Genomic DNA, 14,085 nt, shown 5'->3' on the forward strand with positions numbered 1-14,085 from the left:
GCGAAGCCTGAAGCGTACGTCGGACGAAACGCGCTTCAGGCAGTTTTGCTCTCATGCACCACCACGGTTTCAGCCGGCAATTGCAAGCGCACCGCGCGCAACACCGTATCCTTGATGACCTCGCGCCAATGCGCGAGCGCCGCGTTGTCCATCAGCGATTCACCGAGAAACGCACCCAGTGTGTACTGATTGGCGTTATAGAAATAACCGAGCGACGCAATCATCAGGTACACATCACGCGCTTTGACGTCGGTACGAAAAACGTTCTGCGCTTGACCCGCGTCCAGTAACTTCTGCACGACCGAAATCGCATAGCCCGAAATCTCCTTCAGCTTTGACGATTTCTTCGCATGCTTGCCCTGATGCAGATTCTCGCTCGACAGCAGAGTGACGAATTCCGGATGATCGAGGTAGTACTGCCAGACGAATTCGACCATCTGCTCGAGGCCGTGCACGGGATCGTCCAGATCGAGATCGAGCTTGCTTTCGGCTTCGTTGAACTGCGTGTAGATCGTTTCCAGGACTTCGACAAACAACTGTTCCTTGCTGCCGAAGTAGTAATAGATCATGCGGTCGTGCGAACGCGCGGCCTTCGAAATGCTTTCGACCCGCCCGCTTGCATAGCCTTGTTTTGCAAAGACCTTGATTGCCGCTTTGAGAATCTTGGCGCGCGTGTCTTGCGCCTGTTTCGCTCGGATGCCGATAGCGCCCGGCTTACGGGCGGCAGTGGAACTCATGGCGGTCTCGGAACTCTTTGTTAGCGTCAGGTTGAACGGCATGCGCCGCGGCCGTTTACGACCACTCAGATACGCTTTGGCATGGCGCGCCTTCATCATACAGCCCATCTCACGCGCGACGGAATGCCCTGCGCGATCATGCGCTTCGGCGTAGATTGAAGCGTCATTCGCGCGCCGATGCCGCGCCGCAGCATTCAGCGCGCGCCGTGAAACTCGTTGCGCAGTCTATTTTGATCGGGTAGATTTCAAACGAGTTTGGTGTAGCGGATACTACACGAACGGTGAGTGACCGCAACATTAAAACGAACGGATCACGCGAAAGTCCCTTGAAACAGGGGCTTTTCGTCAGCCGGGCAGGACCGATTGTAATGTCGTCGTATGGGAACCCCGTCATGACAGAACATACGAAGGTCGATTTCGGCGCGGAGAGCGTCGACGGCGAAATTGCCTCGACGCCCGGCCCCACCGTGCTAGAGAAAGCGGCGCCGCGCAGCGAGCGGATGGCGTCCAACAAGATCGAATGCAATGCGTGCCCGGTGTTGTGCCAGATATCTGAGGGCCGCACGGGTGCGTGCGATCGCTATGCGAATGCAGACGGGCGGCTGATTCGCGTCGACCCTGTGGTGTTTCTGTCGCGTGCTGCTGCTTTACCTGGTGCGAGCCTGGGCAATGAGGATGCCACGGTCGAATTTGGTGCATCGTCCGAGGTGCACGATCCCGCAGCGGAACAGGAGTTGTTCGTCACCGGCATTGGCGCATCGTCAACCTATCCCGACTATAAACCTGCGCCTTTCATCGTTGCCTCGAAGCGCGACGACGTCGACATGATCACCGTCGTCACCGAGGGCATTTTCAGCTATTGCAGCTTCAAGGTGAAGATCGATACCGACCGCTTTCTTGGGCCGGAGCAATCGAACGTGCGTTGCCATGGCGAGATTGTCGGCCATGTGACCACGGCGGAGTACGGCTCGCAGATGCTGAGCCTTGGCGGTGTCCATCATCTGACCGGCGGCAGCAAGAAAGAAGGCCGCGTGACGTGCGACATGATGCTCGCCCTCGGCAACAAGGAGGCGGTGGAGTTGACCATCGACGGCGGTGCGAGTCTGGTGATTCGCGCGGGCGCGGCACCGATTGTCGACGGCGTCGAAGAGCAGCGTATGCGGGTGGGCTGCGGGTCGGCCACCATCGGCATCTTCGCGAAGCAATGGTTCGGGCATGCCGACGAAGTGGTGGTGGTCGACGATCACATCACCGGTGTGCTCACCGAACACCAGGCCGGCCGCTGTCTCGGCATGACGCGCTCAGGCCTGAAGATTCGCGGACGCAAATCGACGCCAGGCCGCTATTTTCAGGTTGCGAATCCCGGCACCGGCTGGGGCGGCACGGACATTCAGGACCCGTTGGCGATTGTCGAAGGCTTCGATCCCGCCGCGGCGAAACCGGGCATGCGCTTGCTGATGGTGTCGACCACCGGCGAGCACGCACAGTGGTACGAACTCGATCAGGACCTCGTGCCACGCATCGCGGCCATGCCGGATGCCGTGCGCCGCACGGTCGAACGAATCGGCGAGAATTGCGAGCCGTCGCTTGCGACGGTGCTGTTCCTCGGCGGCGCGGGCGGCAGTCTGCGAGCAGGGGCAACGGAGAATCCGGTGCTGCTCACACGCGCCATCAAACAGAAGCTGGTGAACGTGACATGTGGCGGTGCGCCGGCCTATGTGTGGCCGGGTGGCGGCATTACCGTGATGGTCGATGTCTCCCGCATGCCCGATCGATCGTTCGGCACCGTGCCGACGCCCGCAATCGTCGCGCCGATCGAATTCACCATGACATATGATGCGTACCGCGATCTCGGCGGCCATCTCGAGGCGGTGCGTTCACTGGAAAGTGTATTGGCGAACGGGCCGGAGCATACGGAAGGGGCGCCGCTCGCGCGCAGGACTCTGGCGCGCAATCCCGATAACCCATGGCCGCCCGCCATGCCGCCGATGCTCGGCTAATGGCGACAACGTGACCGATCAAGAAACACGCGACGAACACGCAGACACGCAGACACGCAGAACGCCACGAACACGCCGAACACGATGAACGCAACCCGCACCCAACTCGACGCGGCCCGCTGGCATTGGCAGCATGGCCCGATCGATCTGATCCTCAGCGCGGAAGGCGAACCCTCGGCCGTGCAGGCCGCCTACGAGGCGTGCTGGATGCGCTTTGTCGACGTGTTGCCTGAGTTGGTCGGCGAGTTGAAACTGCTTCGGCAGCCTGTGCCGAGCAGTGCGGCTCATGGCGACTGCGCGTTGAAAGGCTCCGTAGCCCGCCACATGTGGGACGCATGTCACGCTCACCGTGCGCGCTACATCACGCCGATGGCGGCCGTTGCCGGCAGCGTCGCGGACGAATTGATCACGGCGTTCGCACGCGAGGGCATATCGCGCGCCTTCATCAACAACGGCGGCGACATCGCGCTCCATTTGACCGAAGGGCAGCAATACCGCGTAGGCGTGTTCGCCGATCTGGCGCAGTTCTCCGCTGCCAGGCTGTCAGGCGATCAGGCCTTGGACGCCAACCTGACGCTTGACGCCGCGATGCCGATTCGCGGCGTCGCGACAAGCGGCTGGCGCGGGCGCAGCTTCAGCCTGGGGATTGCCGACAGCGTGACGGTGCTGGCCCGCAACGCCGCCACCGCCGATGCCGCCGCGTCGATGATCGCCAACGCAGTCAATCTGGAGCATGCGGGCATCGTGCGCAGGCCGGCTTCCTCCTTGAAGGACGACAGCGATCTCGGCGACATGCTCGTGACTGTCGATGTGCCGTCCTTGCCTCAACCGCTGATCGATTTTGCGCTGGCACGCGGCGTCGACGCCGCCCAGCGTTTACAGGAACAAGGTTTGATCGAAGGCGCCGCACTGTTCCTGCAAGGACGGGCGCGAGTGGCTGATACTCATCACAATGGCGCGTTGTTCATGAACCGCGCTGAAATAGCAACGGAGGCTCCGTGTTCGAAATACGCCGCGTGCTGACGCACGTCGAAGACATTTTCCACGAGTTCGGCCCCGCGCCCGCGCAACCGCTGCGGCGCGGCGCGATTGCCGCGGTGATGACGAATCCGTTCGCCGGCCGCTACGAAGCCAGGATCGAACACGCCATGGAAGCGCTCAAGCCGATCGGCTTCGATATGGCGCAGCGGTTGCTGTCGGCAATGGCCGTGCCGCATGCATCGATCGAAAGTTACGGCAAGGGCGCCATCGTCGGCTCGCGCGGCGAACTCGAGCATGGCGCGTTGTGGCATGTCCCCGGCGGCTATGCAATGCGTGAATTGCTGGAGAAAAACGGTGTGCCGACCAACGCCATCGTGCCGTCGACCAAGAAAGTCGGCGCGCCTTCCACCGCGCTCGATGTGCCGCTGACGCATGTCAACGCGAGCTACGTGCGCAGTCATTTCGACGCGATCGAAGTGCGTGTGCCCGGTGCGCCCGCCGCGGACGAACTGGTGTATATGCTCGTGATGAGCACGGGCCAGCGCGTGCATGCGCGCGTCGGCGGCTTGGCGAAAGAAGCGATTGTGGGTAAGGACGGATTGCGCTGAAAGGCGCAGAACACGCATCGAAACACGGAGATCGAAATGGCAATCAAGCTTCGCAAGCTGGTGGTGCAGGTCGATGAAACACGCATTGAAATGGGTCAGGCCATCGAGCCGCCGGCACGCCGGGCAGTCGCGATTGCGGTGATCGACAATCCCTATGCGGGCCGCTACGAGGCCAGGCTCGACGCGCTGATCGAGGCCGGTGAGGAGCTGGGCGCATTACTCGGCAACAAGTGCGTCGAAGCGCTAGGCATCAAGCCGGGCGACGCGCAAAGCTACGGCAAGGCGGCCATTGTCGGCGAAGCGGGCGAACTGGAACATGCGGCGGCGATCCTGCATCCCAAGCTCGGTGCTCCTTTGCGAGTCGCGGTCGAAAAAGGCGCGGCGCTGGTGCCGTCGGCGAAAAAAATGGGTACGCTCGGCACCGCGATCGACGTGCCGCTCGGCCACAAGGACGCGGCCTTCGTTCGCAGTCATTTCGACGCCATCGAAGCGCGGGTTTCGGACGCGCCGCGCGCGAATGAAATCGTCGTGGCGGTCGCGGTGACGGCTTCCGGCCGGCCGCTGCCACGCATCGGCGGCTTGCAGGTGAGTGAGATCAAGGGCGAAGACGGTTTGCGCTGAGTTTTCTTAAGGGTCGCGATGCTTTCGAATTTGCTGGTACAGCTGGTCAACGGACTCGCCGACGCGTCGACGCTGTTTCTCGTCGCCGCTGGTTTGTCGTTGATCTTCGGCGTGACGCGCATCGTCAACTTCGCGCACGGCTCGTTCTATATGTTCGGCATCTATGTCGCGTATAGCATGGCGAGCCGCTTCGGCCAGACGGCGGGCGGATTCTGGCTGTCGGTGCTGGCTGCCGCGTTGGTGGTTGCCGTGCTCGGCGCGTTGGTCGAAATGATCGTGTTACGGCGCATCTATCAGGCCCCCGAGTTGTTTCACCTGCTGGCGACATTCGCGCTGGTGCTGATTTTCCGCGACGCCGCGCTGTGGCTGTGGGGCCCGGAAGACCTTTTCGGACCGCGTGCGCCGCATCTGGCCGGCGCGGTCGATTTTCTCGGCCATCCGCTGCCGACCTACGATATCGCGCTGATCGTGATCGGGCCGGTGGTGTTGCTGTTGCTGTGGTACGCGTTGACGCGCACGCGTTGGGGCACGCTCGTGCGCGCCGCGACGCAGGACCGCGAGATGCTTGGCGCGCTCGGCATCAATCAGGCGTGGCTGTTCACCGGGGTGTTTTTCGTCGGCGCTTTTCTTGCGGGTTTGGGCGGCGCGTTGCAAGGACCGCGGATGTCGGCGAATCTGTCGCTCGATCTGGAGACCATCGGCAATGCGTTCGTGGTGGTGGTGGTCGGCGGCATGGGGTCGATTCCAGGCGCGTTCGTCGCGGCATTGCTGATCGCGGAGATCAAGGCATTGTGCATCGGCATTGGGCATGTGTCGGTGTTCGGCATCGATCTGTCGTTGAGCCGTTTCACGCTCGTTGCGGAATTTGTCGTGATGGCAGTCGTGCTGGTGGTGCGGCCTTGGGGTTTGCTAGGGAAGGCGAGCGCCGCGGTGCGGGGCATGGCCCCGCCTGAAGCGCCGTTGCGGCCCGCCGGCAAGCGCCTGAAGTGGTTGGCGGCCATCGCGTTGCTGGTGTTGGTACTCGCGCCGCTTGCTGCCAATGCGTTTCCCTACATGCCCGTGCTGATGGTTGAAATTCTGATCGCCGTCCTGTTCGCGACGAGTCTGCATTTCATCATGGGCCCTGGCGGCATGCATTCGTTCGGCCACGCCGCGTACTTTGGCCTCGGCGCATACGGCGCCGCGTTGTTCCTGAAAGTCCTGAATCTGCCGATGGAAGCCGCGTTGCTGCTCGGCCCCTTGCTTGCAGTGGCTGGCGCGCTGGTGTTCGGCTGGTTTTGCGTGCGGCTCTCAGGCGTGTATCTCGCCATGCTGACGCTTGCGTTTGCACAGATCGTCTGGTCGGTCGTGTTCCAGTGGGACGACGTGACGGGCGGCAGTAACGGCATTCTCGGCTTGTGGCCGTCGAACTGGTTGTCGTCGCCGGTCGCTTTTTATTATTTGACGCTCGCCTGTGCCGTGATCGGCGTGTGGCTGCTGCGCAAGATGCTGTTCTCGCCGCTTGGCTACGCAATGCGGGCGTCGCGCGATTCGGTGCTGCGCGCCGAGGCGATCGGCATCGACGTGAAACGCGTGCAGTGGGCGGCGTTCGTTGTCGCGTCGCTGTTTTGCGGGCTCGCCGGATCGCTTTATGCCTTCTCCAAAGGGACGATTTCACCGGAAGTGATCAGCGTAAGCCGCTCCGTGGACGGCCTCGTGATGGTGCTGCTCGGCGGCTTGCAGACGTTGACCGGCCCGATCGTCGGCGCGGCCGTGTTCACGTGGCTGCAGGACACCGTCGCGCGGCAAACCGATTATTGGCAGGCGCTGCTAGGCTTCGCGATCCTGCTGCTGGTGATTGCGTTTCCGCAGGGTATCGTCGGTTTCATTCGTGAGCGTTTCGGCGACGACAACGCCGATACGGCCGAAAAGAGCCCCACGTCACGCACGCCAAGCGCTGCGATCAAGGAGGGGCTATGAGTTTGCTGCGCGTGTCCGGCCTCTCCAAGTCGTTCGGCGGGCTGAAGGCAGTCGACAATGTCTCCTTTGATCTCGAAGCCGGTCAACTGCTGGCCCTGCTGGGCCCGAATGGCGCGGGCAAGTCGACCTGCTTCAACATGGTCAACGGGCAACTGCAGCCGTCTTCCGGTTCGATCCGGCTGAACCATCACGAACTGGTCGGCATGCGGCCACGCGATATCTGGCGTCTTGGCGTCGGCCGCACGTTTCAGATTGCCGCGACCTTCAATTCGATGACCGTGCTTGAAAACGTGCAGATGGCGCTGGTCTCGCGTGAACGCAAAACCTTCGGCCTGTGGAAACCCGCGGGTTCGCGCTATGCCGACGAAGCCATCACGCTGCTCGAACAGGTCGGCATGGGCGCCGACGCGAACCGCGCCTGCGGCGTGCTCGCCTACGGTGACGTCAAACGCGTTGAACTCGCTATCGCGCTGGCAAACCGCCCGAAGCTATTGCTGATGGACGAGCCCACTGCCGGCATGGCGCCCAAGGAGCGCAACGAGTTGATGGCGCTGACCAAGCGCCTCGTCACGGAGCACAAAATCGGCGTGCTGTTTACCGAGCACAGCATGGACGTGGTATTTGCCTACGCCGATCGAATGATCGTGCTCGCACGGGGCAAGCTGATCGCCGAGGGCGACGCTGAAACGATCCGCAACGACGCGCGCGTGCAGGAAGTCTATTTCGGCACCGGCAAGACCTTCCAGCCACGCGCGCCGCTGCATGAAGCGGCAGGCGGCCATCAAGGACAGGGAGCGCTGCAATGAGCGAGCCGATGCTGAAAGTGTCCGGCCTCAACGCGTTCTATGGCCGCGCGCACATTCTGTTCGACGTCGGCTTCGAGGTCGGCCGCGGTGAAGTGGTCGCGCTGATGGGCCGCAACGGCGCCGGCAAGTCGACGACGATGAAAGCGGTGATGGGTTTGCTGCCGCGCCGTCAGGGAGAGGTGCGTTTTCGCGGGCAAAACGTCACGGCGTTGCAACCGTATCGTATCGCGCGCATGGGCATGGGTTTCGTCCCCGAGGACCGCCGCGTGTTCGCCGATCTGACCGTGATGGAGAACCTCGCTACAGGCCGTCAACCGCCGCGCGAAGGTGCGCCTGAGTGGACGCCGGAAAAACTGTTCCGGCTCTTCCCCAACCTCGGCGAAATGCCGAAGCGCCCAGGCGGCCAGATGAGCGGCGGCGAGCAGCAGATGCTCACCGTCTCGCGCACGCTGATGGGCAATCCGTATCTGGTGCTGCTCGACGAACCCTCCGAGGGCGTTGCACCCGTGATCGTCGAACAGATGGCGAACATGATTCTCGAACTTAAGCGCGAAGGGCTCTCGATTCTGTTATCCGAACAGAATCTGCACTTCGCCGAGCTGGTTAGCGACCGCGCGTATGTCCTCGAAAAAGGACAGATCCGTTTCAGCGGCACGATCAGCGAACTCGCAAAGAACGAAACAGTGAGGCGCGCTTATCTGAGCGTGTGATTCCATCGGCGCATGAGACGTGCAGCGTGTGCACGAGAGACGGCGCCCGGTAGTCGTTGCGAAAGGAGAAGCAGATGGCAGCAGAGACGTTGACGGGCTTGTCGGGCAAGGTCGTGGTAACGAACATCGGGCTACTCTTATCAGGCGACATCGACCAGCCGATTCTCGACGCGAACACGCTGGTGATCGACGACGGCGTGATCGTCGCGGTCGGCATGGAGAAGGATTGCGACCTCGAAGGCGCGCGAATGACCGTCGACTGCAAAGGCACCACGGTCGCGCCGGGCCTGATCGATTCGCACGTGCATCCGGTGTTCGGCGACTGGACGCCGCGCCAGAATCAGATGGGCTGGATCGAATCGAGTCTGAACGGCGGCGTGACGACGATGATCTCCGCCGGCGAAGTGCACCTGCCTGGCCGTCCGAAAGACGTGCTCGGCGTAAAGGCGCTCGCGATCACCGCGCAACGTTCGTTCGAAGGCATGCGCGGCGCGGGTGTCGGCGGCGGCGTGAAAGTGATGGCGGGTGCGCCGGTGATCGAGAAGGGCATGGTCGAAGAGGACTTCAAGGAGCTCGCGGAAGCAGGCGTAAAGCTGCTGGGCGAAGTCGGTCTCGGCAGCGTGAAGGGCGGCGAGGAAGCGGCGCAGATGGTCGCATGGGCACGCAAATACGGCATTCAAAGCACGATCCACACGGGTGGCCCGTCGATTCCGGGTTCGGGCCTGATCGACAGAGACGTGGTGCTGGCCGCCGATGCAGACGTGATCGGCCACATCAACGGCGGCCATACGTCGCTGTCCTATCGGCACGTATGCGATTTGTGCGAGCAATCGAGCCGCGCGCTGGAAATCGTTCACAACGGCAATGAGCGGATCGCGCTGCTCACCGCGCGTCACGCGATCGAATTGAAATGTCCGCATCGAATCATTCTTGGCACCGATAGCCCCGCGGGTTCCGGCGTTCAGCCGCTCGGCATTCTGCGGATGATCGCGTTGATTTCCAGTCTTGCGGACGTACCTGCCGAAATCGCATTCTGTTTCGCGACCGGCAACACCGCGCGGCAACGCAACTTGCGCCAGGGTTTGATTGAAGTGGGCCGTCCCGCCGATCTCGTGTTCATGGATCGCGCGCAGCACACGGCGGCCGATACGTTGCTGGAAAGCGTGCAACTCGGCGATATTCCCGGTGTCGGCATGGTGATGATCGACGGTTTGATTCGCTGCCGGCGCAGCCGTAATACACCACCGGCGACCGAAGTGCCGGTGGTGCTTTGAACGCGCGCCGCACGGCGTGGCCGGCACTTTCATGAACCGCCCGGCGCCTCTTACGCTGCACGTCAACGGCGCGACGCATCTTGTTGACGCTGGCGCCGACACGCCACTGCTTTATCTGCTGCGTAACGACCTCGCGTTGAACGGTCCGAAATTCGGTTGCGGCCTCGGCGAATGCGGCGCGTGCACGGTGCTGCTCGACGGCATGCCGACGCGCGCTTGCGTGACGACCGCGAAAGTCGCATTGGGCCGCGAGATCACCACGCTCGAAGGATTGGGCACGCGTGCCGCACTGCATCCGGTGCAGCAGGCGTTTATCGAAGAGCAGGCCGCGCAATGCGGCTATTGCCTGAGCGGCATGATCATGACCGCCAAGGCGTTGCTCGATCGGGATCCGCATCCGAGCGTCGAGACGATCCGACGGGAGTTGTCGCGCAATCTGTGCCGCTGCGGCACGCATGTCGAGATCGTACGCGCGGTGCAGCGCGCGGCCGAATTGCTTGCTGCGCAAACTTCCTTGCGTCAAGGAGTGCACGCATGACGGGGCCGGATTTCAGCGTCGATCGACGTTTCGCGCCGTTGTCGCGGCAGCAGCTTTACGACGCGCAGAATGTGCTCATCATCACGCGGCCGCCGCAGGCGCCTGTGAAGCCTGCGATGGGTCAGCCGGGGTCGCGTTCGTCGTTCGTGCCTACCGAGGCGGACATGTTTCTCGCGGTGCGCGACGACGGCAGCGTGGTGGCGTTTAACGGTCATGTGGATCTCGGCACCGGCATCGGCACGGCGCTCGCGCAGATCGTCGCGGAAGAACTGGATGTGCCGTTGACGCGCGTGTCGGTCGTGCTCGGCCACACCAGCGAAGCGCCGAATCAGGGGCCGACGATTGCAAGCGCGACGATTCAGATATCGGCGGTGCCATTACGGCATGCGGCGGCGCAAGCGCGGCAATTCCTGCTGGCGGAAGCGGCCGCGCGATTGAACATAAGCGCGGAGCAACTCGATGTGCGCGACGGCGTGGTTTTTAATCGCGACGGCGATATGGCAAAAGGCCTTGGCTACGGCGACCTGATCGCTGGACGGCGCATCGAATTGACGCTCGCCACCGATGCGCCGTTGAAATCGCCGGACGCGTACAGGATCGTCGGCAAGAGTACGCCGCGCGTCGATATCCCGGCGAAGGCAACCGGTGAATTGAGTTTCGTACATGACGTGCGTGTGCCGGGCATGTTGCACGGGCGCGTTGTACGGCCTCCGTATGCCGGTGTGGCGCAGGGCGACTTCATGGGCAATAGCCTGTTGCATGTCGATGAGGATTCAATCGGCGATTTGCCGGGCATCGTCAAGGTGGTGGTGATTCGCGATTTCGTCGGCATCGTGGCCGAGCGCGAGGAAGTCGCACAGCAAGCCGTCAAGCGCTTGAGTGTGCAGTGGAAAGCTGTGGAAGGTTTGCCGCCGCTCGATACCAGCGAGGAGGTGGAAGCCGCGCTCAGAGCAAATCCCGCCAAACGACGTGATCTGCTGATCCAGGGCGAGATCGACGCAGCACTCGCGCAAGCCCCAGCCCAAACGCTGGAACGCACCTACGTATGGCCGTTTCAGATGCATGCGTCGATTGGACCGTCGTGCGCGGTGGCCGATTACCGCGATGAAAAGCTGAAAGTCTGGTCGGGCACGCAGAATCCCCATTCGTTACGAGCGGATCTCGCTTTGCTGATGGCGCTCGACGAAGCGCACATCGAAATCGTCCGCATGGACGCGGCGGGCTGCTATGGCCGCAATTGCGCCGACGACGTCGCCGCCGATGCCGCGCTGTTATCTCGCGCAACCGGCGCTCCGGTGCGCGTGCAACTATCGCGCGAAGACGAGCATGCATGGGAGCCGAAGGGCGCAGCGCAATTGATGGATGTGCGCGGTGCTTTAGGTGCCGAAGGCGAGCTCGCTGCATACGACTTCGCGACGCGCTATCCATCGAACGACGCGCCCACGTTGGCGCTGCTGCTCACCGGAACCCTCTCCGCACAGCCGCAAATATTCGAAATGGGCGACCGCACGTCCGTGCCACCGTACGATTACCGTACCATGCGCATCGTTTGCGACGACACGCCGCCGATCGTGCGAGCGTCGTGGTTAAGAGGCGTGTCCGCGTTGCCGAACACGTTCGCGCATGAGTCTTTCATCGACGAACTCGCGGCTGACGCGGGTGTCGATCCGGTCGAGTTTCGTTTGCAGCATCTGACCGATCCGCGCGCGATCGATCTGGTCAAGGCGGTGGCCGGGAAAGCCGGTTGGGAGCCTCGCAGCATTGCTTCGAAAGAGGATGCCCAGCAAGAAGGCGACATTCTGCACGGCAGAGGCTTCGCTTACGCCCGCTACGTGCACAGCAAATTCCCCGGCTTCGGCGCGGCATGGTCCGCGTGGGTCGCTGACGTCGAAGTGAATCGCAAGAGCGGCGAGCTTGCGGTGACGCGCGTGGTGGTCGGCCAGGACACCGGCACGATGGTGAATCCTGACGGCGTGCGTCATCAGATACATGGCAATGTGATCCAGGCCACCAGCCGCGCGCTGAAAGAGCGCGTGACGTTCGGCGAGAACGCGGTCACGAGCCAGGAGTGGGGCGCGTATCCGATTCTGACGTTCCGTGAAGTGCCGGTAATCGAAGTGGTGATGATGCCGCGCCACGGCGAGCCGCCGATGGGCACGGGCGAATCGGCGTCGCTGCCTGGCGCCGCGGCGATCGCCAATGCGCTGTTCGACGCGACAGGTGTGCGGTTTCGCAGACCGCCGTTCACACCGGAGACGATCCGCGCCGCGCTCGCCGATGCGCAAGCGCAAGACGCGGCGGCGCGCAAGAAGAAGCGTCGGCGGTTCGGCTTTCTCGGCGCAATTGCCGCGGGCGCGGCCGGTTGGTTGGGTGTGTTGGCGATGTCGCCCCAGGCCATTGCGCCGATTACGCCGCCGCTTGCGAGCGCGTTCGCGCCCGAACTGGTGGCGCGCGGCAAACTGCTTGCGTCGCTGGGCAATTGCGCGATTTGCCATACCGCGCACAACGGTGTGCCGAACGCGGGCGGTAAACCGCTCGATACGCCCTTCGGCACCGTCTACAGCACCAATATCACGCCCGACGGACCGACCGGCATCGGCACATGGTCGCTGGAAGCATTCGTGCGGGCGATGCGGCAAGGCATAAGCCGCGACGGGCATCGGTTGTATCCCGTGTTTCCCTATACATCGTTCAGGAACACGTCGGACGACGATCTGAAGGCGCTTTACTCGTACCTGATGGCGCAAACGCCGGTGCGTTCCCGTCCGCCGGAAACGAAGCTGGCGTATCCGTTCAGCGTGCGTCCATTAATGGCTGGATGGAATGGGCTTTTCCTCGGACGCAACACGTTTACCGCGAGTGCGAGTCAAAGCGCGCAATGGAATCGCGGCGCGTATCTGGTGAACGGCCTCGGCCATTGCAGCGCATGCCATACCCCGCGCAATTCATTTGGCGCCGAGAAAACCGGCGCGGCATTCATGGGCGGCGGCATGGCGGAGGGTTGGGAAGCGCCCGCGCTGTCGACGCTTTCCAACGCGCCCGTGCCCTGGAGCGAAGACGAACTGTTCAGCTATTTGCGCTACGGTCATGCGCCGCTGCACGGCGTCGCGGCCGGTCCGATGGCGCCGGTCGTCAGCGATCTGGCGACGCTGCCCGATAGCGACATTCGCGCGATGGCCACGTATCTGGCGTCCTTGAGTCCCCTGGAGCCCAACGCGAATCCCGAGGCGATGGCGCGTCAATACGAGCAGGCCAGCACGATTACGAGTACGGCAACAGGCCTCGGTGCTCGTCTGTTCGATGGCGCGTGCGCGGCCTGTCATCACACCGGCAGCGGGCCGCAATTGTTCGGTGCGCATCCGTCGCTGGCGCTTAACACGAATCTGCACAGCACGACGCCTGATAATCTGATTCGCGTGATTCTCGATGGTATCGGCTCGCCTGCGCGCCCCGAACTCGGTACGATGCCGGCTTACCGCGACAGTTTCAACGACGCCCAGATCGCCGAACTCGTGACCTACCTGCGTCAGCAATTCGCCGGCGGCAGGCCGGCATGGCAGGGCGTCACGGCGAGCGTCGCCAGAATTCGCGCGACGCCACGGGCAGAGTGAAGTCGCCAAACGCATTGCAGCATGGTTTGCATGCATCAGGCGTGGCACAACTCGTGGCACGGCTCGGAACACGGCTCGCAGGACGGCTCGCAACACAACTCGCAGGACGACTCGCAACACGGCTCGCAGGACGACTCGCAGGACGACTCGCAACACGGCTCGCAGGACAACTTGCAACACAACTCGCAGCACAACTCGCAGCACGGCTCGCCAGACGAATCGCGAAACGCTTGAACGCTT

General features: G+C 62.8%; 12 protein-coding genes. 11 read left to right on the forward strand and 1 reads right to left on the reverse strand.

Translation table 11 applies throughout. From position 1 onward, the window contains the following. Nucleotides 1–35 precede the first annotated feature (35 nt). On the reverse strand, nucleotides 36–737 hold the full coding sequence (locus tag P0D84_RS24800) for a TetR family transcriptional regulator (protein ID WP_408341307.1): 702 nt from the start codon (nucleotides 735–737) through the stop codon (nucleotides 36–38). A gap of 392 nt (nucleotides 738–1,129) precedes the next feature. On the opposite strand from P0D84_RS24800, the gene P0D84_RS24805 reads away from it, so the two are divergent. The 11 genes from P0D84_RS24805 to P0D84_RS24855 all read left to right on the forward strand — a co-directional run bounded on the left by P0D84_RS24805 (nucleotide 1,130) and on the right by P0D84_RS24855 (nucleotide 14,079). Next, nucleotides 1,130–2,737: a 6-hydroxynicotinate reductase gene (locus P0D84_RS24805; protein ID WP_408341308.1), complete on the forward strand. Its 1,608-nt coding sequence runs from the start codon at nucleotides 1,130–1,132 to the stop codon at nucleotides 2,735–2,737. An 84-nt stretch (nucleotides 2,738–2,821) separates the two neighbouring features. Continuing rightward, the gene (locus tag P0D84_RS24810; RefSeq protein ID WP_408341310.1) at nucleotides 2,822–3,760 is read left to right on the forward strand and encodes a UPF0280 family protein; all 939 of its coding nucleotides are present in this window, start codon (nucleotides 2,822–2,824) and stop codon (nucleotides 3,758–3,760) included. Then, nucleotides 3,736–4,326, forward strand: a complete 591-nt coding sequence (locus P0D84_RS24815) for an amino acid synthesis family protein (RefSeq protein WP_408341312.1) — start codon at nucleotides 3,736–3,738, stop codon at nucleotides 4,324–4,326. Before P0D84_RS24810 ends, P0D84_RS24815 begins: the two co-directional genes overlap by 25 nt. A 36-nt stretch (nucleotides 4,327–4,362) precedes the next feature. Next, the gene (locus tag P0D84_RS24820; RefSeq protein ID WP_179740595.1) at nucleotides 4,363–4,947 is read left to right on the forward strand and encodes an amino acid synthesis family protein; all 585 of its coding nucleotides are present in this window, start codon (nucleotides 4,363–4,365) and stop codon (nucleotides 4,945–4,947) included. Nucleotides 4,948–4,965: 18 nt separating this feature from the next. Continuing rightward, nucleotides 4,966–6,906 (forward strand): ABC transporter permease, encoded by a 1,941-nt coding sequence (locus P0D84_RS24825; protein ID WP_408341314.1) that lies wholly within the window; start codon nucleotides 4,966–4,968, stop codon nucleotides 6,904–6,906. After that, on the forward strand, nucleotides 6,903–7,712 hold the full coding sequence (locus tag P0D84_RS24830; protein ID WP_408341316.1) for an ABC transporter ATP-binding protein: 810 nt from the start codon (nucleotides 6,903–6,905) through the stop codon (nucleotides 7,710–7,712). The genes P0D84_RS24825 and P0D84_RS24830 overlap by 4 nt, the downstream gene beginning before the upstream one ends. Further along, nucleotides 7,709–8,422 (forward strand): ABC transporter ATP-binding protein, encoded by a 714-nt coding sequence (locus tag P0D84_RS24835; protein ID WP_408341318.1) that lies wholly within the window; start codon nucleotides 7,709–7,711, stop codon nucleotides 8,420–8,422. The genes P0D84_RS24830 and P0D84_RS24835 overlap by 4 nt, the downstream gene beginning before the upstream one ends. Nucleotides 8,423–8,496: 74 nt before the next feature. Then, entirely contained in the window at nucleotides 8,497–9,696 is a 1,200-nt protein-coding gene (locus P0D84_RS24840) for an amidohydrolase family protein (RefSeq protein WP_408341320.1), read from the forward strand. A 31-nt stretch (nucleotides 9,697–9,727) separates the two neighbouring features. Continuing rightward, nucleotides 9,728–10,234, forward strand: coding sequence for a (2Fe-2S)-binding protein (locus tag P0D84_RS24845; RefSeq protein WP_408341322.1), 507 nt, complete (start codon nucleotides 9,728–9,730; stop codon nucleotides 10,232–10,234). Continuing rightward, nucleotides 10,231–13,845 carry a molybdopterin cofactor-binding domain-containing protein gene (locus tag P0D84_RS24850; RefSeq protein ID WP_408341324.1) on the forward strand — a complete coding sequence of 1,205 codons (3,615 nt, stop codon included), beginning with the start codon at nucleotides 10,231–10,233 and terminating at the stop codon, nucleotides 13,843–13,845. Before P0D84_RS24845 ends, P0D84_RS24850 begins: the two co-directional genes overlap by 4 nt. Before the next feature lie 21 nt (nucleotides 13,846–13,866). Continuing rightward, complete coding sequence (locus P0D84_RS24855) at nucleotides 13,867–14,079, forward strand: hypothetical protein (RefSeq protein ID WP_408341326.1); 213 nt, start codon at nucleotides 13,867–13,869, stop codon at nucleotides 14,077–14,079. The last annotated feature ends 6 nt before the right edge of the window (nucleotides 14,080–14,085 follow it).

This window comes from Paraburkholderia sp. RL17-337-BIB-A, assembly GCF_046025895.1.
Classification (GTDB): domain Bacteria; phylum Pseudomonadota; class Gammaproteobacteria; order Burkholderiales; family Burkholderiaceae; genus Paraburkholderia; species Paraburkholderia fungorum_C.